The following is an 18518-nucleotide window of genomic DNA, read 5'->3' as shown; positions in this document are numbered from 1 at the left end:
ACTATCACCACAATCATCATCCTATGATTGAAAAAATATAGTTCATAAACCACACTCAGTGTCACCCATCGCCCCCAAAAAAGTATAAGGCATTGATTGAACTTACTTTTTAATGATAACTCCCCTCAATCTGACACCTATTTTTCACAGCAAAGAAAACCTGGCAAAATTATGCATTTCACCAGGCTGCCACTTAATAAACTCTACCAAAGCCTGTTAATAGCCAAGCCTTCTGGTAGCCGCCCTAATTCTGGACTCTACATTTCGTTGTGCTTTATAACTATGATAGTTAACAGGTGATTTAATGTTCACGTCAAGAGTCGCATTGGTTTTTATATTGCTGGCTGAGCTCTTGAGAATAAGGCCTACTTTCCCTGCATCCAAAACCGGAGTAATACTCACACCAGTGACATCAATCAGCTCCTTGTTTGCCTGGCCATTTAAAAGTCCATAAAGATTGCTATTAAAAGCAAGCCGATTGTTTATCATTACCTTCATACTGAGACCAATGGAATAATGTGTGTCAGCGGTAAAAAAGCCTCCTCGCTGCTGCTCCAATACACTTTCCTGCAGCGCCGACATGCTGCTAAATACAGCCGTTTCGTTATTAAAAGCCTCTGCGGAAGCAGTCAGCGCCAGTGCTACCACCACCCATTTCATAACGGCATACCTCCATCAATAATCGTACTCAGATGGCAACATCAAATCAGTTAGGTGTGGAAGTCGCTGCATGAGTGCAGTTCTGGTCGGCGCATCAGCCACCGAGTGCTCCCAGTCTTCACGCTGATTAAAGCTCGCCTTGGCCAGCTCAACATTGTCTCTAATAAATAAAAACACTCCGTTACTGGCTTTATCAAACTCATCCACATTGATAACGTGTAGCCCGAGCGAAGGGTCTCCGATCAGCACCTTGCCATCCTGAACGCCTTTAACAACCACAAAGTGGTTATAACCATTATAGTTAACCAGTGCAATTGATGGCATGGCAAGCTCTCTGAGCTTATTTACATCAACTTTAAAGCCGTCTGATTTAAAACCTCTCCTAGTCAAAAAATTTTTCATGTCAAGCATGGAAAATCCTTGCTTTTCAATTATGGACTTATCACCATACCTGAACATTTCTTCAAAAATCACTTCTTCAGTCATCGGGGTGTTATAGTGATGACTCAGAAGAGATGCAAGTGCCGCAGATCCGCAGCTAAAATCATATTTTTGCTTTACAACCTCCCCAAATTTTATATCAGAAAAAGATTGCACCGGAATCCTTAACCGGCTCCCTCCGGCACCAGGCAGGTTAATTGCCAAACTCACAGCCGGAATAAAAGCAACTATCCATAGTAACTTTTTCATGTCATTTAGCCGAAATAATGTTCACGTTAGTGTTCATGTTGGTAACATTATTGTTCCCTGAGTTCATATTGACCATCATGACGCCATGGGCACCCGCAAAAGAGCCGGATGCAATATTGTTATATCCAGTTATACTCTTCTCTACTTTACCAAATACCGCACCAGCCTGTGAGGTAGTATTGTCCTGATCATCATTAACCAGATACATGCCTCTTTTATCATTCAGATCTTGCTCTTCTATTATGGAGAGCTGATCAAGTGTGGTATTGGCGTAGACCGAAGAAGCCATTAATACCGTTGCAAGCATTAAACCTTTCATGGTTCCCTCCGGTTTATATGCCGACCCCTCGGGGCCGGCACCTTCAACAGTTAAAACTGAGCACTACCGTTCACGTTAATGGACTGGTTACCCACAGAGCCGTGACCAGAAATGGCGTTCTGCTGGCCCATGCCATAAACAGCCCCCATATTGCTCAGGTTGTTGTTACCAGAAGTAATCATGGAAACAGAAGCGGCAGCAGCGGCAGCGTTAGCACCTGCAGTTTGAGTCAGGCTCTGAGTCGGAGTAAGTACTGCCAGACCAGCACCAGCACCCATACCAGCACCCAGGCCAGTACCAATACCGGCACTGTTACCACCGGCTCCACCATCACCACCGTCCGCGCTGTTGACATCCAGAATACCCAGAGTCAGCAGCCCCAGATCCCAGATATAGCCTCCATTACCACCATTACCACCATCGTTACGGCTCACATTACCTACGCCTGCGCCCAGACCGAGGCCAAGACCAAGACCAGCTGCCAGGTTACCGCTGTGCTGATTCATGTAAGCACCGTTGTAAGCATTGGCGTCGGCTGAATTACCATATACACCCGCATTGGAATTGGTGTAGCCACCGTAGCCACTTTGGGTGCTGTAGTTGCTCTGATAATTCTTTTTCACAGTGGTGGTGTAAACGTCATTATCCGGCGACCATACCCAGTATTTGCTTACATCATGATCGATGTAGATGCTGTTATCACTGTTATCACTTTTATCGATGTAACCGCCTTTAACAGCTTGCAGGCCTTGATTATTAGTAATGTCACCGTGATCTTTTTTCTTGCTGTCGTAGCCATAGCCGTAGCCATAACCGTTAGCGGCAGCACCAAATGAAATTCCCAGTGAAGCGGCAACAATCACAGCCAGAGTTTTCTTTTGAATAGACATGGTAAATTCCCTCTTTTGTTTTTCGTCTACCTTTGAACGCCACTGCAGTAAGGTAATTTAGCTCGATAGTAATTACCTTGACATCTCGGCGAATACAGGGTCTTTCTGCTTAACCCTGACATTAAGATTAGCGGAGGGATTTTTTAGAGATGTACCAAAAGCGAGTACTGGTAAATCAAGTTTTAATATTTGTTGAAAAAAGGGTGCAGACGCAGAATAAAAATTCTTATTTTTGAGACACCGAGCTCAAACGAACCCCTTTTTATGTTACAAACCCACACCCTGTAACACGCATTACAAGTTCCAGTTTTAATCATATCGAAACAAGCACCAAAGGGGACTCAAAAAAATCCATAAAACAACAAAAGGGGAACCTATTGGCTCCCCTCTCTCAGAGTTTTAAGTTCACTTATTCCTAAAGCTTATTTGCAGTATTAGCTTATAACAGTGTCTGCTCACCAGCCGCTTAAGCACCACGATTCATTCAGAACCACAGGACGCTAACCAGGCACAAAAAAGCGTGCCTGGCAGCGCACTCAAGGTGTATGAACGCGCGGATGATGAATGTCACGGGGAGGAAGCCATCTGACGCAGATCATATCCGGTGGGGCTTTGGTGCACGCGTAAATCGAACTCGGGCAGTACCGCAAAAATGTGGTCGAAGATGTCGGCCTGTATGCCTTCGTAGTCGGCCCACCTGGTGGTATTGGTAAAGGCATAGATCTCGATGGGAATGCCGTCGCTGCCGGTTTCCAGCTGACGCACCATCAGGGTCATTTGCTGATGAATGTGCGGGTGCTGGCGCAACATGACCGCCAGGTAGGCCCTGAAGGTGCCCAGGTTGGTCAACCGCCGGCCATTCACCAGCGAGCTCATGTCGACGGGCTGCTCGCTGTTGTAACGCCCAATCTCCTGCAGTTTTTCATTGAGATAGCCGTCAAGCAGACGTGCCTTTTGCAGCCGGCGAATGTCCGCCTCATCGAGAAAACGCACGCTGCTGGCATCCAGCCGCAGGCCACGCTTGATACGCCGGCCGCCAGACTCGCTCATGCCACGCCAGTTCTTGAAGGAGTCCGAGATCAGCGCATGGGTGGGAATGGTCGTAATGGTGTGATCCCAGTTTCTGACCTTGACCGTGGTGAGGCCAATATCGATAACCTCGCCATCGGCGCCGTAACGCCCCATTTCCAGCCAGTCACCCACCGTCAGCATGTCGTTGGCTGAAAGCTGAATGCCGGCCACCAGCCCGAGAATGGGATCCTTGAACACCAACATCAGTACCGCCGTCATGGCGCCCAGTCCGCTGAGCAGAATGATCGGTGACTTGCCGATAAGGGTGGCGACGATCAACAGACCAATAAAGATGCTGGCAATCAGCTTGATGCTCTGAAAAATGCCCCGCAACGGAAAGGCACGCATGGCCGGACGCTGGCGAAAAATGTCGAGCAGGGCATCAAGCAGGGAATAAAGCGACAACAGGGCATAAAGCAATATCCACAAGTTGGCGGCGGTCTGAATGGCGGGCAGCAACAGGGTATCGCGTTCCAGCCAGAGGCCGGCCTGCAGGTAGATGATGACTCCCTGCAGGGTCAGCGCGACCCTGCCAAACAGCTTGCGTTCAAAAAAGGCCCGTCGCCAGATGCGTTGGGTACTTCTGGCCCGCCCTTCCACCCAGCGCAGCACTACCCGGTGCAGCACAAAGTGAATGCCCAGGGAGATGACCACGATCAGCGCCAGCGCGATGACGGTGTAGGCCAGGCTGGCAAACTCGGGCAGGTGGGCGTTGAGCCAGGGCATCAGCCAGGCTTCCAGATCCTTTACCTCGTTCATTGTTGTTATCCGCATGCATGAGAGAAGCCTTCATGCTACCGGCTGCAACAGGTGTCATCAATTGGTCGGACCATAGCGATAATCACCGCCGGCCTGTAACGCCTTGCGATAGGCCGGCCTGGCCTGCAGGGCGTTCACATAGGCGCGCAAGCGGGGAAAGCTGTCGGCCAGGGCCGGATTATGCATGGCGGTTTCCAGCGGAAAGCTCATCTGAATGTCGGCGGCGGTGAATTGTGAGCCGTTGATCCACTCGTGACAGGACAGGTGATCCGCCACAAAATTGAGGTGGGTGCGAATCTGTTCATCGAGAAAGGCCCGGTTCACTCCCGCCACGATTTTGCCCACCAGCGGTTTTATAAAAAACGGCATGGGTGCCCGTTTGACCCGCTCAAACACATAGTGCATCAGCAACGGCGGCATCAGCGAACCCTCGGCGTAATGCAGCCAGTACACATATTGCCACCAGTCATGCCCGTCACGGGCAGGCAGCAGGGTAGCGGCACCGTAACGCTGACTCAGATAATCGATAATGGCCCCCGACTCGGCCAGGGTAAAGCCGTCATCGGTGATCACCGGTGACTTGCCCAGGCCGTGGATTTTTTTCAGGCTGGCGGGCGCCAGCCCGGTAGCATCATCACGCCGGTAACGCACCAGCTTATAGTCCAGCTTCAGTTCTTCCAGCAGCCACAGAATCCGCTGGGCACGGGAATCCTCCAGATAATGCAGGGTGATCATCATGCTCTCCTTTCCGTTACATGGCGTCGTTCAAACCCCATATGTTACGAGAATGTTTTAATACTTATGTCCAATGGTGACACTCATTAACAAGCTCTAGGATAGGGATCGCTTGAACAGGGAAAGTATTATTCATCGAGGAGATGATCATGTCTGAATCCCAGACCTACCGCTCCCAGCGCAAGCCCCGTCGTCACTTCGACAACAGGGCCGCCTACCTGGAGCATGAGCTGTCCATCATGTCACCCCGCCGCTGGGGCATTAACCTGCCCTTTCGCGACTACCGTTTTGAGCTGGAAGATCTGGTGCCGGCCCTGGCGGCCACTATTGGCAAAATCGTCATGGTGGCGGCCGTGGTCGCGGCCTTTGCCGGCCCACTCGGCCTGAGTGACGCCTTTGTGGTGGAAAACGTGCGCTTTGAAATGCTCATTGCCGCACTGCTGTTCGTCATTTTGTTTTCCGGCTTTATCAATCCCAACGCCAACCTGGCCGGCACCCATGGTCCCATGATTCCGCTGATCCCGCTGATTGTGGCGTCCGGTGGGCACCCACTGGCACTGGGGCTGCTGGTCGGCCTGTTCGGCCTGTTACTCAGCATCAGTAAAGGCGGCAGCAAGCTGATGGCGCTGACCAGCGACGGCGTGCGCGGTGGCCTGCTGATCTATCTCGGCGCCATGGGACTGCTCAGCCAGATCAAGGCGCTGACCGCCTGGGCCAACGGCCTGGACATGGGCCATATCGCCTTTGTGGTGATCCTGGCCACCATCATCATGTATGCCCTGTTGGCCCGGCTGGAAATGCGCTGGCTGTCCATTCCGCTGGGCTCCGGCATCGCCTTTTTTATTGCCATTGCCCTGGGCGCACCGTTCGAGTTCGTTACCGAGCCGGGCATGCCGCACCTGAGCCCGTCCTACTGGTGGGGCGAGAACAGTGGCTGGCAGATGGGCTGGCCCGAACTGCACCACTTTATCAGCGTAGCGCCCTTTGCCGTGCTGGCGGTGGCCATGTGGTCTCCCGACTTTATGGGCCATCGCGTGTTTCAGGAGCTGAACTACCCGAAAAAGGCCGACAAGGTGCTGATGAACGTGGACGATACCATGGGTGTGGCCTCGGTTCGTCAGGCCGTGGGTAGCCTGCTGGGCGGCGGTAACCTGACCTCGTCCTGGGGCACCTACATGATTCCGGCAGCCATTGCCAAGCGCCCCATTCCCGCTGGCGCCGTGCTCACCGGGGTGTTCTGTGTGGTGGCCGCACTCTGGGGCTATCCCATGGATCTGGCGGTGTGGGCCCCGGTACTGCGGGTGGCCCTGATCGTGGGTGTGTTTATGCCACTGCTGGAAGCCGGCATGCAGATGACCCGCAATACCACCAGCAGCCAGTCTGCGGGCATAGTGGTATTCGCCTCCGCCTTCGTCAATCCGGTGTTTGGCTGGTCGATGACCATGCTGCTCGACAACCTGGGCCTGATTGGTGACAAGGAGCGAGGCAAGAAACTGCGCATGATGGATCGCTGGGTCATTCCGGGCGCCACCTTTGTGGTACTGCTGAGCATCATGGCCGCCGTGGGCATGCTGCCGGGCATACCGGCGCTGATCACCGGCGAGTAACCTCTCGCACTACGCAAAAAGCCGGAGCACTACTCCGGCTTTTTTATTGCTTGCTTCGTGAGGAGTGAGGGGTGAGGAGCCCCTCACTCCTGTCTCCTCACGCCTTTACCCCTCACCGTTAAAGGCGAATTCCAGCGCCAATCGACTCAGCCCCAGCCCCTGACCCTTGCTTAACCGAATCTGCACCGGCACCCGCTCCTTCAGCGCCTCGATGTGGCTGATCACCCCTATCATTTTGCCGCTGGCATTAAGGGCATCAAGCGCGTCCAGCGCCACTTCCAGGGTATCGGCATCCAGGGTGCCAAACCCCTCGTCCAGAAACAGCGAGTCGATACGGGTCTTGCTGCTCACCAGATCCGATAGTGCCAGTGCCAGCGCCAGACTCACCAGAAAGCTCTCACCGCCGGACAGGGTTTGCGTATCCCGGCTCACATCCGCCTGCCAGGTGTCGATCACCGCCAGCTCCAGCTCGGCAGCATGATTGCGCGCCAGCCGGTAGCGGCCGTGCAGCCGCTCCAGCCGGCGGTTGGCCAGATACACCAGGTGCTCCAGGGTCAGGCCCTGAGCAAAGCGACGATAACGGGCGCCGTCGGCGGCACCGATCATGCTGTTGAGCTGCTCCCAGCGCTGCAGTTGCTGGCGGTCCTGCTCAATACGCTGCAACAGGCTTTGTTGACGCTCACGCTGAGCGGCATCGTGAGCAAGGCGCTCTTCCAGCCGGCCCAGTTGCTGCTGCGCCATGTTTGCTGCCTGCTGCTGGGTTTGTTGCTGCTGCTCCAGCTCGGCCAACGCCGGCGGCGCTGTGTCACCCAGTTGCCGGCGGGCCTGCTGTGCCTGTGCCAGCCGGTCTGCTGCCAGCGCCAGCGCCTGCTGCAGACCCTGCAGCCGTGTTTGCAGCTGCCGACGCTGGTCATCGGGCAGCAGTGCCGCCAAAAAGGCCGCTTCATCGGCAAAGGGGCTGTCGGTCAGGGCCTGTTGCCAGCCGGCTTGTGTCTCGCTCAGCGCTTGCTGCAGACTGACTTTTTGCTGTTGCTCCTGCTCCAGCAGCAGGCGCTGACGCTGCAACGCCTCTTTGAGTTCAGCCAGTTGGATTTCAGCCTCGCTGGCTGCCGCCTCAGGCTCGACGGCAGTCACCGGTTCACCTTCGGGCAGGGCAAGCTGATCCCAACCCTGCTGCCAGTGCTCAAGCCGGCGCTTTGCCTCCCCAAGGGCTGCGGCCAGCTGCTGGCGTTGTTCATTAAGCTGTACGGCCATTTGCTGCTGTTGTTGCCACTGCTGCCATTGCTGCTCGGTTTGCATCAACCAGCGTTGCCAGTTGTCGGGCTGGTGGCCCACACTGGCGCTCAACTGCTGCTCCAGCTTTCGGCGCTGCTGCTCACAGGCAAGAGCCTCGTCGTTCAGCTGCTGTTGCACCTGTTGCAGGGTTTGCTTTTGCTGGGCCAGCAGCTGTTGTTGGTGGGTCAGTTCACTGGCCTGCGCCATGGCGGCCTGACGGGCCTGCTCTGCCTGATTAAGCGCAGCTTTGGCGGCGTCAAGCTGCTCCGCCTGCTGCTCAAGCCCGGCAAGCTGTCGGCGGCGCGCATCCAGTAACGGCTGCCAGCCGGCGGCCTCAAGAGACAGAGTCTGCAACAGACTGTTCTGCTTGCTTTCCAGCTCGGCAATGGCCGAGCTTAACTGCTGCAACCGCTGGCAGATATGGTCCAGCTCGGCCTTGCATCTGGCCTGCTGATCACGCAACTGAGCCCCGGCCTGCTCGGTTTTTTCCAGCTCATGGCGCTTTTGCTGCAGCTCGGCGGCGGTGCTGTTATCCAGACTTTGATAAGCGGCAATGGCCGGGTGAGACTCACTGCCGCAGAGCGGACAGGCCTCGCCGGGCTGCAGCTGCGCCCTGTGCTGCTCAAGAGAGCGAATAAGCTGCTCCTGCTCCAGCAAACGGGCTTTGTCCTTGATTTGCTCCTGCAACTGACGGTATTGCTCCCGGGTTTGCATCAGCTGCTGCTCGCCCTGCTGCCACTGAGGCTCAAGCCGGACTCTGGCCTGCTGCAGCTTCCCTTGCTCCTGTTGCAGCTCCTGCAGGCGCTCGGCGTTTTGCTCCAGTGCCAGCCAGTGGGGCTGCTGGCCGCGTAACTGCTGCCACTGTGCTTTCAGCGCCGGCTCGGTGGTATGGCCAAGCACCGCTGCCAGTGCCTGCTGTTGCTGCCGGTATTCGGCTTCGGCCTGCTGCTCACTCTGGCCGGCCTGCTGCTGTTGCTGCTGCAATGTCTGCTGCTGTTGGGCCAGCTTTTGTTGCTGCTGGCTGTGTTGCTGCTGTTGAGCCTGCACCCTGGCGAATTGCTGATGCAGTTGTTCAAGCCGTTTAAGGTCGCCGCGCCAGCCGGCCAGTTGCTCACCCAGGCGTTCGCCGGCGGCATTGACCGCCATGGCCTCGGTGATCTGCTGTTGTTGTTGCTCCAGTTGCTGATCCTGCGCCAGCAGCCCCTGATAATGCAGCCGGCTGAAGCTCAGTCCTTGCCAGCGGCATTGCTGTTCTTGCTTCGTCAGCTGCTGCAAACCGGTTTCCCGTTCGGTAATCTGCCGGCTCAGAGCCTGCAGGGCGGTATTCTGCTGTTGCAGTTGCTGCCAGTGCGGCTGCAGCCGGGCCGCCGGTTCACTGCGCTCCAGCGTCCGTTGCTCAGGGGCGGCTTCGTTCAGCGCGGCCTGCGCCTGCTGGTGAGCCATATTTGCCTGAGCCAGCTGCTGCTCACTTCGATCCCATTGCTGCCGCTGCGCCAGCGCGGTCCGGGTTTGTGTCAGCGACTGCTGCGTTTCGCTCAGTTGACGAGCGGTCTCGGTGCGCTGCCGCCCAATCTCGCCGCGCTCTTCCTCGCCGAGCAGGGCCACGCCTTTTACTTGCGCTTGCTGCTCGGCCAGCCCCTGCTTGTGCTCCCGAGTCTGTTCAAACACCCGCTGGGAAATGCGGGCGTAAATGTCGGTACCGGTGAGCTCTTCCAGCAACTCGGCGCGCTCGTTGGCATCGGCGTGCAAAAAGGCGGCAAAGCCGCCCTGGGCCAGCATCATCGACTTGGTAAAGCGGCCAAAGTCGAGGCCGGTGAGGGTTTCCGTCAGCTTGAGCTTGTCGTTGATTTTGTCGGTGAGGATCTCGCCGTCCCGCCTGGCCAGCTCCACACGCGGCGCCTGCAACTTGCCGTCGGTCTTGCCCCGGGCCCGGCGCTGACTCCAGAAGGCCCGGTAGCCATCGCCCTTCACCTCGAACTCCACTTCCGCCAGACAGTCGGCGGTGTGCCGGGTCATCAGCTCATTGCTGCCGGCCGACACGGTTTTCATACGCGGAGTCTGATGATAGAGCGCCAGGCAGATGGCATCCAGCAATGTGGTCTTGCCGGCGCCGGTGGGCCCGGTAATGGCAAACAGGCCGTTGTCGGCAAAGGGAGCCCGAGTAAAGTCGATTTTCCACTCCCCCTGCAGGGAGTTGAGGTTTTTCAGTCGCAGACTCAAAATTTTCATGCCTGCTCCCTCAAACTTGCCAGCACCTGCGCATACAGTCGATCCAGCTCGCGCTCATCGCCTTCGGCCAGCTCCTCCATGGCCAGCCGCCGTTCAAATACCTGCTCGGGCGTGAGCTCGCTCAGGGTTTCTTTTTGCTCCGCCAGCAAAGCGGCACTGCGCCCCTGGCGCTCCCGACGCACCAGCAGTACCTCTGCATTCAGCCCCTCACACAGGGCCTGCACCCTGGGCTGCAAGTCACTCAGGTAGTCCTCTTCGGTCACGGTCACCTCCAGCCACACCGGCCGTGTCGGTGTGCCCGCCGCCGCGGCCTCGGGCAAGGCCGCTGCCAGTGCCTGCAGACTGCCCTTGACTCGGGCCAGGGGCTGAAACACCGGCACCGGCAAGGGCGTCACCGTCTGCAGGCCGAATGCGTTCAGCTCCACCAGCAGTATCTGCTTTTGCTGGCCGGTTTCATCAAAGCCCAGCGCCAGCGGCGAGCCGCTGTAACGAATGTGCTCGTTCCCCCCCACCTTTTGCGGCCGGTGAATATGGCCGAGGGCGATGTAGTCGGCGGGCGGAAAGGCACTGGCGGGAAAGGCTTCCAGGGTGCCGATGTAAATGTCCCGCACCGAGTCGCTGCTGCTGGCCCCGACCGTGGTGAGATGACCGGTGGCGATAATGGGTAACTCTCCCAGTTCGGCGCGCCGGGCCCGAGCCCGCTCAAACAGCGCCTGATAATGGTCGGCAATGGCCTGCTGCAGTGCGCGGCCCTTGTCGTCCGCGCTGTCGCCGGCCCGGCTTTCCAGCAGATCCCGCGGGCGCAGAAAGGGAATGGCACAGAGCAGTGCGCCCGGCGCGCCGTCACTGTGGTGCAGGGTGATCAATTGCTGTTCCGGTTCGGCCAGCCTGCCGGGGATCACACTCACATGCAGCGCCTGCAACAGCGCCCGGGATTCGTTCAGCATGGCCACCGAGTCGTGGTTGCCTCCCAGCAGCACCAGGCTGGCGCCGGTGCGGCTCATGGTCACCACAAAGTTGTGGTATAGCTCGCGGGCATAGCTGGGCGGGGTACCGGTGTCAAAGATGTCGCCGGCCACCAGCACCGCATCCACTCGATGCTGCTCCACCTGCTGCACCAGCCAGTCGAGAAAGGCGGCGTGTTCGTCCAGCCGGGTTTTGCCCATGAAATGCTGACCCAGATGCCAGTCGGAAGTGTGCAGAATGCGCATGCCATCCCTCAAAGGTGCGATGAATGGCCGTATTAAAACCGCTATTGAAAGCGCTGGCAAACGGCCTTGGCCATGGCAGAAAACTTGTTAGACTGGCGCTTTCGCTTTCAGATGTCGTTTCCATGCCATTTTCCTATGATTTTCTCGCCCTGGCCGCCGCCGCCTGCTGGGCCGTGTCCAGCCTGCTGTCGGCCAGTGCCGCCCGTCATCTGGGGGCCTTTGCCTACTCCCGCTGGCGCATGTTTTGCGTCAGCCTCATGTTGTGGGCCGCGGCCCTGGTGACCGGGGGCTGGGCCAGCCTGGACTCCCCTGCCCTGGGAGTGATGGCGGCCTCCGGGCTTATCGGCATTTTTATCGGTGACACCGCCCTTTATGCCGCCATGAACCGGCTGGGACCGCGCCGGGCCAGCGTGCTGTTCGCCACTCATGCACTGTTTTCGGTGGTGCTGGGCTATGCGCTGTTCGACGAACGCATTGGCGGTCAGGCGCTGGCCGGCGGTGTGCTGCTGGTAGGCGGCGTCATGACCGCCATTTTCTTTGGCAAACGCAGCGGTGAAGGGCACGCCTGGGAGCAGGACAATGGCAGCCCCTGGCCCGGCATTGCGTTGGGGCTGCTGTCGGCCCTGTGCCAGTCGGTGGCCACCCTGATGGTAAAACCGGTGATGGAAGGCAACGTCGATCCGGTCGCCGCCTCGGCGGTGCGCATGACCACCGCCTTTGCGGCTCACCTGGCCCTGTTGTGGTGTGGGCTGGCCGTGGCCAAGCCATTGCAGCGTATCAACTGGCCGGTGTTTGGCATGGTGGCACTGAACGCCTTTCTGGCCATGGGCGTGGGAATGACACTAATCCTGCTGGCGCTGCGCCATGGCGAGGTAGGTATGGTGGCCATGTTGAGCTCGGTAAGCCCGGTGCTGGTGCTGCCGCTATTGTGGCTGGTGATGAAACGCCGGCCCGCCGGCGGCGCCTGGATTGGCGCCCTGGCCACCGTGATTGGCACGGCGTTGATTGTCACCCGCTGAACGGAGGCTAAACGGTCAGGCCTTCTTCATCGAGGGCACGACGTACCCCTTCGTCTTCCTTCATGTCCTGAAAGTGACGGGCCAGGTGGGGGTAGGCATTCAGCCCCTCGGGCAGCACACGGGTGGCCCAGAGTTCAAAACCAAAGGCGCAGGCATCCACTATGCTCTTGTGTTCGTCCATATACCAGGTGCGGCTGGCAAGGTGGTTGTCCATGCGCTGCAGCAGCGGCGCCACTCGGCCGGGCACCGCCGCCTTGATGGCCTGCAGCGCGGCATCGCTGCGGTCGGTAGTGTATTTGCGCGGGGCGAAGTAGGGCACAAAGGCGTTGTACAGATCGGCGTTGAGAAAGCTCATCCAGTAGTCGCACTGATATTGCAACACGGGATCGCTACCCGGCCCCAAATGTTCCCCTTCCGGCAACCGGGCCAGATAGCGAAGAATGGCGCTGCTCTGGTAGAGGGCGCCCATTTCCTCGGTAAACAAGACCGGCACCGCCGCCATGTAATTGATTTTGAGAAAGGCCGGATCCCTGGTGTCTGCCTGTTCCAGCTCGTAGGGCAGCCCCAACCAGGACAGCACAATGTGCGGGGCCAGAGAGCAGGCGCCCGGCTTGTAAAACAGCTTCATCAAAAGCCTCCTTTAACCATGAAATAAGCGGCAGGGCGATGGAAGACCGGCCTGAAGGCCCGTGCTGTGATGCCGCCGGTGACTCAAGCACAAGTATCAGCAGGAAATGGAAAATTGGCGATCTTCGACGCCAAAAAACATCGTCAATTGGATACTTGTTGACCGGCCGGCTTAATCCTCAATCGCCAGCAGCATTTTTTTCATCAGGCCAGCCAGCTGTTGCTGCTCATCCGTCGTCAGGGTGGCGGCCAGCTCCGCTTCGGCGGCCAGGTGGTATTTGACCGCTTCTTCCACAATATTGAAGCCGGCTTCGGTAAGGGTGACGATCACGCCACGCCGGTCGTGATCGGCCTGGGCCCGGGTCACCAGGCCACGGCTTTCCAGCCGGTTGATGCGGTTGGTCAGGGCGCCGGACGAGATCAGCACCATGGCCTGCAGTTGATTGGGAGACAGCTGGTAGCTGGGCGGATGCCGGCGCAGGGCGGCCAGCACATCGAATTCGCCCACGTTGAGTTCGTAACGGGCCAGATCCTGCATCACCCGGCGGGTAATGAAGTATTCCAGCCGCACCACCCGGCCGACCACCTCGGTGCTGTCAAAACTCAGATCGGGGCGGGCCCGTTGCCAGAGGGTTACGATGCGGTCGATCTGATCCATCATGTCATGGTCCTGGGATGTGGCGTGCTGCGTGTGATTATCGTTCATTATGTCAGGTTCTTCCTGGAGCCATTTTGATATCAAGATAATCCACATCATACCATAAAGCCCAGCCCGTAAACCCCGCTACGATATCGGGATATTCGCCGGCCGGCGCATTTAATGACCATGATTCTTGGGGTATACTCGCCGGGTTTAACGGAAAACAATGAAAGCCAACTGGGAGAATGAAAAGGTGAGCCTGTTTAAAAACCTGTTGCTTGCCGGTGTTGCCGCTGCTTCGCTGAGTGGTATGGCCTACGCCGCCAATGATATGTCGCCTGAAGCCATTGCCGAGCGCACCAAGCCGGTGGGCAGCGTGTATACCGCCGCCGATCTGGAAGGCATTGTCGACACTGCCGCCGCCGGCGACAGCGGCGAGCCCGCCGCGCCCCGCAGCGGTGAAGCGGTCTACAATGCCGCCTGCTCCGCCTGCCACGGCACCGGCGCCGCCGGCGCCCCGGTAAAGGGTGATGCCGCCGCCTGGGGTCCCCGCGCCGAAAAGGGTCGAGACACCCTGCTGAGCCACGCGCTGAACGGCTTTAACGCCATGCCCGCCCGTGGTGCCTGTGGCAACTGCTCCGACGAAGAAATCGCCAACGCCGTTGACTACATGCTGGACGCCATTTAAGCGCGCCCGCTTTCGTAGTGAAAAAGCCGCAGCAATGCGGCTTTTTTATTGCCTGATTAGCGAGGGGGGAAGTGAACGGTTTTCTCCTCACCCTGCACGCCTCACTATTTCTTATTAAGCATGGCCCGCAGGCTGGCCACGCCGGCCTGGCCCTTCTGCATGCGTTCGCCTTCGCTCTGGGGCTTGCGATTGTGCTCCCAGTCCAGATCCTGCTGGGGCAGCTCCAGCAGAAAACGGCTGGGCTCGGGCCTAACGGTTTCACCGTATTGCCGCCGCTCCCGGCACAGGGTAAAGGTCAGCGCCTGCTGGGCCCGGGTAATGCCCACATAGGCCAGCCGCCGCTCTTCCTCGATATTGTCTTCGTCAATGCTGCTCTGATGGGGCAGCAAGCCTTCCTCCATGCCCACCATAAACACAAAGGGAAACTCCAGCCCCTTGGAGGCATGCAGGGTCATCAGTTGCACCTGCTCGCCGTCATCTTCGTCCTCTCCCCGCTCCATCATGTCGCGCAAGGTCAGCCGGGTCACCACCTGCGGCAGGGTCATGGCCTCTTCCAGCTCGGAGCCTTCCAACATCTGGCTGACCCACTTGAACAGGGTGGAGACGTTCTGCATACGCATCTCGGCGGCCTTGGGGCTGGGGGAGCTTTCGTACAGCCATTCTTCGTAGTGAATGTCCTTGATCATGTCGCGCACCGCTTCCACCGCATTGCCCCGGGCGGCTTCATCTCCCAACCGCACCAGCCAGTCACTGAAGGCCCGCACCGCCACCAGGCCTCTGCCCGACAGGGTCTGCTCCAGCCCCAGCTCAAAGCTGGCGGCAAACAGGCTTTTGCCCCGAGTATTGGCATAGGTGCCCAGCTTCTCCAGGGTGGTGGGGCCGATTTCCCGCCGGGGCGTGTTCACCACCCGCAGAAAAGCGTTGTCGTCGTCCGGGTTCACCAACAGCCGCAGGTAGGCCATGATGTCCTTGATTTCGGACCGGGAGAAAAACGAGGTGCCGCCGCTGATCTTGTAGGGAATACGGTTGGTCATCAGCGCCTTTTCCAGCAGCCGGGACTGATGATTGCCCCGGTAGAGAATGGCGTATTCGCCGAACTTGCTGGCATTCATAAACTTGTGGCCCATGATCTCGGCCACCACCCGCTCCGCCTCATGCTCCTCGCTCTTGGCGAACAGCACTCTGACCGATGCCTCGTATTCCATTTCCGAGAACAGTTCTTTCTCGAATACATGGGGATTGTTGGCAATGAGGATATTGGCGCACTGCAAAATGCGCCCTCGGGAGCGGTAGTTCTGCTGCAGCTTGATGACCTTGAGGCTGGGAAAGTCTTCCTTCAGCAGCACCAGGTTCTGAGGCCGGGCACCGCGCCAGGAATAGATGGACTGATCGTCGTCGCCCACCACGGTAAAGCGGGCGCGCTCGCCGGCGATGAGCTTGACCAGCTCATACTGGCTGGTGTTGGTGTCCTGGTATTCGTCCACCAGCAGGTAGCGAATTTTGTTTTGCCAGTAGGCGCGTACCTCGGCGTTGGTCTTGAGCAGCAGGGTGGGCATCAGGATCAGGTCGTCGAAGTCCAGGGCGTTGTAGGCCTTCATGTGCCGCTGGTAGCGCTCGTAGCACTGGGCAAACAACACGGTCTCGGCGTCGGTAGCCAGGCGGGCGGCGCGGGAAGGCAGCACCAGATCGTTTTTCCAGTTGGAAATGGTCGAGAGCAACCGGGAGATTCTTTCCTTGTCACCCTCAAGCTCCTTGTCGGTGAGCTCCTTTATCAGCGCCAGCTGGTCCTGATCATCAAACAGCGAAAAACCCGACTTCAGCCCCAGGGTCTTGTGCTCCCGCCGAATAATGTCCAGCCCAAGGGTGTGAAAGGTGGACACCATCAGGCCCCGGGCCTCCCGCTTGCCCAGCGTTTGCGCCACCCGCTCCTTCATCTCCCGCGCCGCCTTGTTGGTAAAGGTCACGGCGGCAATGTGCCGGGCCTGATAGTCACACTGACGCACCAGATAGGCAATTTTGTTGGTGATCACCCGAGTCTTGCCGGAGCCGGCACCGGCCAGCACCAGGCAGGGTCCGGCAATGTAGCGAACGGCTTCATCCTGGGCGGGGTTCAATTTCATGGCGGCTCCTCGGGCATTAAACGGTCGGTGATTTTACCGTCATGGCCGCCCGGGGTGAAGGGTGCCTTGTCATCGGCTTTGGTTTGGCTCATGATCCCGAGAGTTCTTTCTTATGGTTATGCATGATCGTGGATATTCGAGTACTCAGACGCGACTTCCCTACCCTGGCGCAAATCGTTAACGGCCATCCGCTGGTGTATCTCGACAACGCCGCCACCACCCAGAAGCCTCAAGCCGTGCTGGATGCACTCAATCATTACTACCGGGACACCAACGCCAATGTGCACCGGGCGTCCCATGCCCTGAGCGGCCAGGCCACCCGCGCCTTTGAGCTGGCCCGGGAAAAAGTGGCGCGCTTTATTCACGCGCCCTCGGCCAACGAGATCATCTGGACCCGGGGCACCACCGAAGCCATTAACCTGGTGGCCTTCAGCCTGGGCCGGCATTTTCTGCAACAAGGCGACGAAATGCTGGTATCCACCTCGGAGCACCACGCCAATATTGTGCCCTGGCAGCAGGTGGCCGCCACCACCGGCGCCATACTCAAGGTTATTCCCCTCACCGACAATGCCGAGCTGGATATGGCCGCCGCCGAGCGGCTGATTACCCCGCGCACCAAACTGCTGGCCGTGGGCCATGTGTCCAACGCCCTCGGCCAGGTCAATCCGGTAGTGAAGCTGATTGCCATGGCGAAAGCCGTGGGCGCCGTTACCCTGATTGACGGCGCCCAGGCGGTGGGTCATTTTCCGGTGGATGTGCAGCGGCTCGGCTGTGACTTTTACGCCTTTTCCGGCCACAAAATGTTTGCCCCCACCGGTATCGGCGTGCTCTACGGCAAAACCGAGTGGCTGGAAAAAATGCCGCCCTGGCAGACCGGCGGCGAGATGATCAAGACAGTAAACTTTGAACACACCCGCTTTGCCGCGCCGCCCTTCAAGTTTGAAGCGGGCACGCCCAACATTGCCGGCGCCATTGCTCTTGGGGCGGCGGTGGACTACCTGCAGGGGCTGGACAGGGCCGTACTGCAGCGCCACGAGCATGGGCTGCTGACGCAACTGCTGAATGGCCTGGCCGCCATGGACGACATTCGCGTCATTGGCCGGCCTCAGGCCGGATCGGTGTCGTTTACCATGGACGAAGTGCATCCTCAGGATCTGGCCACCCTGCTCGACATGCAGGGCATTGCCGTGCGCACCGGCCACCACTGCGCCATGCCGCTGATGCAGGCGTTAAAACTGAAGAACGGCACGGTGCGGGCCTCATTTTCCTTCTACAACACCAGCGATGACGTGGCCGCCCTGCTGGCCGGCATCAACAAGGCCCGGGAGCTGCTGTGATGACCCACCCCTTTGGTACCGAGATCACCGACACCGAAGTGCGCGCCCTGTTTACCACCGCCCACGGCTGGGAGGCCCGCTACAAACAGCTGATCACGCTCGCCAGGCAACTGCCGCCCCTGACCGACAAACACAGGGTAGACGCCAACGCCATTCACGGCTGTGAAAGTCAGGCCTGGCTGGTGGCCGAGCAGGATGCACAGGGCCGCTGGCAGTTTCACTGCGACGCCGACGCCCGCATCGTAAAAGGCCTAATGGCGGTGGTACTGGCCGCCCTCAGCAACAAGACCAGTGCCGAGATTGCCGCCTTTGATATGGAGGCCTATTTCGAGGAACTACAACTGCTCAACCACCTGAGCCCGTCCCGGGGCAATGGTTTACGAGCAGTCGTTTCGGCAATCAAAGCCAAAGCGGAAAGCTGAACCGGCTACAACGCCGCAAAGCGACACATCAGCGCGGTTGCACTCCGCCGACACGCTTCAAGTACCTCCCTGTAACGCTCGAAAATGCCATCCATGGCATTTTATGGTCGGCTACGGCAATCCCCATTGCTGCTTCGTGCAACTCTGGCGCTGCCTGTTTACCAACAATCAGCTTCTGAATGCTCCAAGGAGGGCAAAGGGTGTCTGCTTCGCCGTGCC

Annotated in this window: 16 protein-coding genes; 5 read left to right on the top strand and 11 right to left on the bottom strand. The window is 58.2% G+C overall.

What is annotated here, in order from left to right:
• Positions 1-216: 216 nt before the first annotated feature.
• From B6S08_RS14515 to B6S08_RS14490, 6 genes are all read right to left on the bottom strand, one after another.
• On the bottom strand, positions 217-660 hold the full coding sequence (locus tag B6S08_RS14515; RefSeq protein ID WP_094201529.1) for a hypothetical protein: 444 nt from the start codon (positions 658-660) through the stop codon (positions 217-219).
• Between the two features lie 15 nt (positions 661-675).
• On the bottom strand, positions 676-1350 hold the full coding sequence (locus tag B6S08_RS14510; RefSeq protein WP_094201528.1) for a C39 family peptidase: 675 nt from the start codon (positions 1348-1350) through the stop codon (positions 676-678).
• Between the two features lies 1 nt (position 1351).
• The gene (locus tag B6S08_RS14505) at positions 1352-1669 is read right to left on the bottom strand and encodes a hypothetical protein (RefSeq protein ID WP_094201527.1); all 318 of its coding nucleotides are present in this window, start codon (positions 1667-1669) and stop codon (positions 1352-1354) included.
• A gap of 50 nt (positions 1670-1719) precedes the next feature.
• Complete coding sequence (locus tag B6S08_RS18305; protein WP_141202205.1) at positions 1720-2559, bottom strand: hypothetical protein; 840 nt, start codon at positions 2557-2559, stop codon at positions 1720-1722.
• A 567-nt stretch (positions 2560-3126) separates the two neighbouring features.
• Positions 3127-4389, bottom strand: a complete 1263-nt coding sequence (locus B6S08_RS14495) for a mechanosensitive ion channel family protein (protein ID WP_094201525.1) — start codon at positions 4387-4389, stop codon at positions 3127-3129.
• Between the two features lie 57 nt (positions 4390-4446).
• Positions 4447-5124 (bottom strand): glutathione S-transferase family protein, encoded by a 678-nt coding sequence (locus B6S08_RS14490; RefSeq protein WP_094201524.1) that lies wholly within the window; start codon positions 5122-5124, stop codon positions 4447-4449.
• Between the two features lie 149 nt (positions 5125-5273).
• Between B6S08_RS14490 and B6S08_RS14485 the strand changes: the two genes are divergently transcribed.
• On the top strand, positions 5274-6731 hold the full coding sequence (locus B6S08_RS14485) for a DUF3360 family protein (protein ID WP_240919704.1): 1458 nt from the start codon (positions 5274-5276) through the stop codon (positions 6729-6731).
• A gap of 105 nt (positions 6732-6836) precedes the next feature.
• Here the strand turns inward: B6S08_RS14485 and B6S08_RS14480 are convergent, their stop codons facing one another.
• The gene (locus B6S08_RS14480; protein ID WP_094201522.1) at positions 6837-10235 is read right to left on the bottom strand and encodes an AAA family ATPase; all 3399 of its coding nucleotides are present in this window, start codon (positions 10233-10235) and stop codon (positions 6837-6839) included.
• Positions 10232-11446 (bottom strand): exonuclease subunit SbcD, encoded by a 1215-nt coding sequence (sbcD, locus tag B6S08_RS14475; protein WP_094201521.1) that lies wholly within the window; start codon positions 11444-11446, stop codon positions 10232-10234. Before sbcD ends, B6S08_RS14480 begins: the two co-directional genes overlap by 4 nt.
• Positions 11447-11568: 122 nt before the next feature.
• Here sbcD and B6S08_RS14470 point away from each other — a divergent pair, with 122 nt between their 5' ends.
• Positions 11569-12465 carry a DMT family transporter gene (locus B6S08_RS14470; RefSeq protein WP_094201520.1) on the top strand — a complete coding sequence of 299 codons (897 nt, stop codon included), beginning with the start codon at positions 11569-11571 and terminating at the stop codon, positions 12463-12465.
• Between the two features lie 7 nt (positions 12466-12472).
• On the opposite strand, the gene B6S08_RS14465 is transcribed toward B6S08_RS14470, so the two are convergent.
• Positions 12473-13093: a glutathione S-transferase family protein gene (locus B6S08_RS14465; RefSeq protein WP_094201519.1), complete on the bottom strand. Its 621-nt coding sequence runs from the start codon at positions 13091-13093 to the stop codon at positions 12473-12475.
• A gap of 171 nt (positions 13094-13264) precedes the next feature.
• Positions 13265-13798, bottom strand: coding sequence for a MarR family winged helix-turn-helix transcriptional regulator (locus B6S08_RS14460; RefSeq protein ID WP_240919703.1), 534 nt, complete (start codon positions 13796-13798; stop codon positions 13265-13267).
• Between the two features lie 160 nt (positions 13799-13958).
• On the opposite strand from B6S08_RS14460, the gene B6S08_RS14455 reads away from it, so the two are divergent.
• Entirely contained in the window at positions 13959-14420 is a 462-nt protein-coding gene (locus tag B6S08_RS14455) for a c-type cytochrome (RefSeq protein ID WP_094201518.1), read from the top strand.
• A gap of 104 nt (positions 14421-14524) precedes the next feature.
• Here the strand turns inward: B6S08_RS14455 and rep are convergent, their stop codons facing one another.
• Positions 14525-16540: a DNA helicase Rep gene (gene rep / locus B6S08_RS14450; protein ID WP_094201517.1), complete on the bottom strand. Its 2016-nt coding sequence runs from the start codon at positions 16538-16540 to the stop codon at positions 14525-14527.
• Between the two features lie 122 nt (positions 16541-16662).
• Here rep and B6S08_RS14445 point away from each other — a divergent pair, with 122 nt between their 5' ends.
• Together B6S08_RS14445 and csdE are read left to right on the top strand one after the other, a co-directional pair.
• The gene (locus tag B6S08_RS14445) at positions 16663-17877 is read left to right on the top strand and encodes an aminotransferase class V-fold PLP-dependent enzyme (protein WP_094201516.1); all 1215 of its coding nucleotides are present in this window, start codon (positions 16663-16665) and stop codon (positions 17875-17877) included.
• Positions 17877-18299 carry a cysteine desulfurase sulfur acceptor subunit CsdE gene (gene csdE, locus B6S08_RS14440; protein ID WP_094201515.1) on the top strand — a complete coding sequence of 141 codons (423 nt, stop codon included), beginning with the start codon at positions 17877-17879 and terminating at the stop codon, positions 18297-18299. Before B6S08_RS14445 ends, csdE begins: the two co-directional genes overlap by 1 nt.
• Positions 18300-18518: the final 219 nt, after the last annotated feature.

The organism is Oceanimonas doudoroffii, assembly GCF_002242685.1.
Taxonomy (GTDB): Bacteria; Pseudomonadota; Gammaproteobacteria; order Enterobacterales; family Aeromonadaceae; genus Oceanimonas; species Oceanimonas doudoroffii.
This window is presented reverse-complemented; position numbering and strand designations above follow the sequence as displayed.

Coding starts and splice junctions, on each gene's coding strand:
- B6S08_RS14515 (WP_094201529.1), bottom strand. CDS start 660: ATGAAATGGGTGGTGGTAGCACTGGCGCTGACTGCTTCCGCAGAGGCT.
- B6S08_RS14510 (WP_094201528.1), bottom strand. CDS start 1,350: ATGAAAAAGTTACTATGGATAGTTGCTTTTATTCCGGCTGTGAGTTTG.
- B6S08_RS14505 (WP_094201527.1), bottom strand. CDS start 1,669: ATGAAAGGTTTAATGCTTGCAACGGTATTAATGGCTTCTTCGGTCTAC.
- B6S08_RS18305 (WP_141202205.1), bottom strand. CDS start 2,559: ATGTCTATTCAAAAGAAAACTCTGGCTGTGATTGTTGCCGCTTCACTG.
- B6S08_RS14495 (WP_094201525.1), bottom strand. CDS start 4,389: ATGAACGAGGTAAAGGATCTGGAAGCCTGGCTGATGCCCTGGCTCAAC.
- B6S08_RS14490 (WP_094201524.1), bottom strand. CDS start 5,124: ATGATCACCCTGCATTATCTGGAGGATTCCCGTGCCCAGCGGATTCTG.
- B6S08_RS14485 (WP_240919704.1), top strand. CDS start 5,274: ATGTCTGAATCCCAGACCTACCGCTCCCAGCGCAAGCCCCGTCGTCAC.
- B6S08_RS14480 (WP_094201522.1), bottom strand. CDS start 10,235: ATGAAAATTTTGAGTCTGCGACTGAAAAACCTCAACTCCCTGCAGGGG.
- sbcD (WP_094201521.1), bottom strand. CDS start 11,446: ATGCGCATTCTGCACACTTCCGACTGGCATCTGGGTCAGCATTTCATG.
- B6S08_RS14470 (WP_094201520.1), top strand. CDS start 11,569: ATGCCATTTTCCTATGATTTTCTCGCCCTGGCCGCCGCCGCCTGCTGG.
- B6S08_RS14465 (WP_094201519.1), bottom strand. CDS start 13,093: ATGAAGCTGTTTTACAAGCCGGGCGCCTGCTCTCTGGCCCCGCACATT.
- B6S08_RS14460 (WP_240919703.1), bottom strand. CDS start 13,798: ATGAACGATAATCACACGCAGCACGCCACATCCCAGGACCATGACATG.
- B6S08_RS14455 (WP_094201518.1), top strand. CDS start 13,959: ATGAAAGCCAACTGGGAGAATGAAAAGGTGAGCCTGTTTAAAAACCTG.
- rep (WP_094201517.1), bottom strand. CDS start 16,540: ATGAAATTGAACCCCGCCCAGGATGAAGCCGTTCGCTACATTGCCGGA.
- B6S08_RS14445 (WP_094201516.1), top strand. CDS start 16,663: ATGATCGTGGATATTCGAGTACTCAGACGCGACTTCCCTACCCTGGCG.
- csdE (WP_094201515.1), top strand. CDS start 17,877: ATGACCCACCCCTTTGGTACCGAGATCACCGACACCGAAGTGCGCGCC.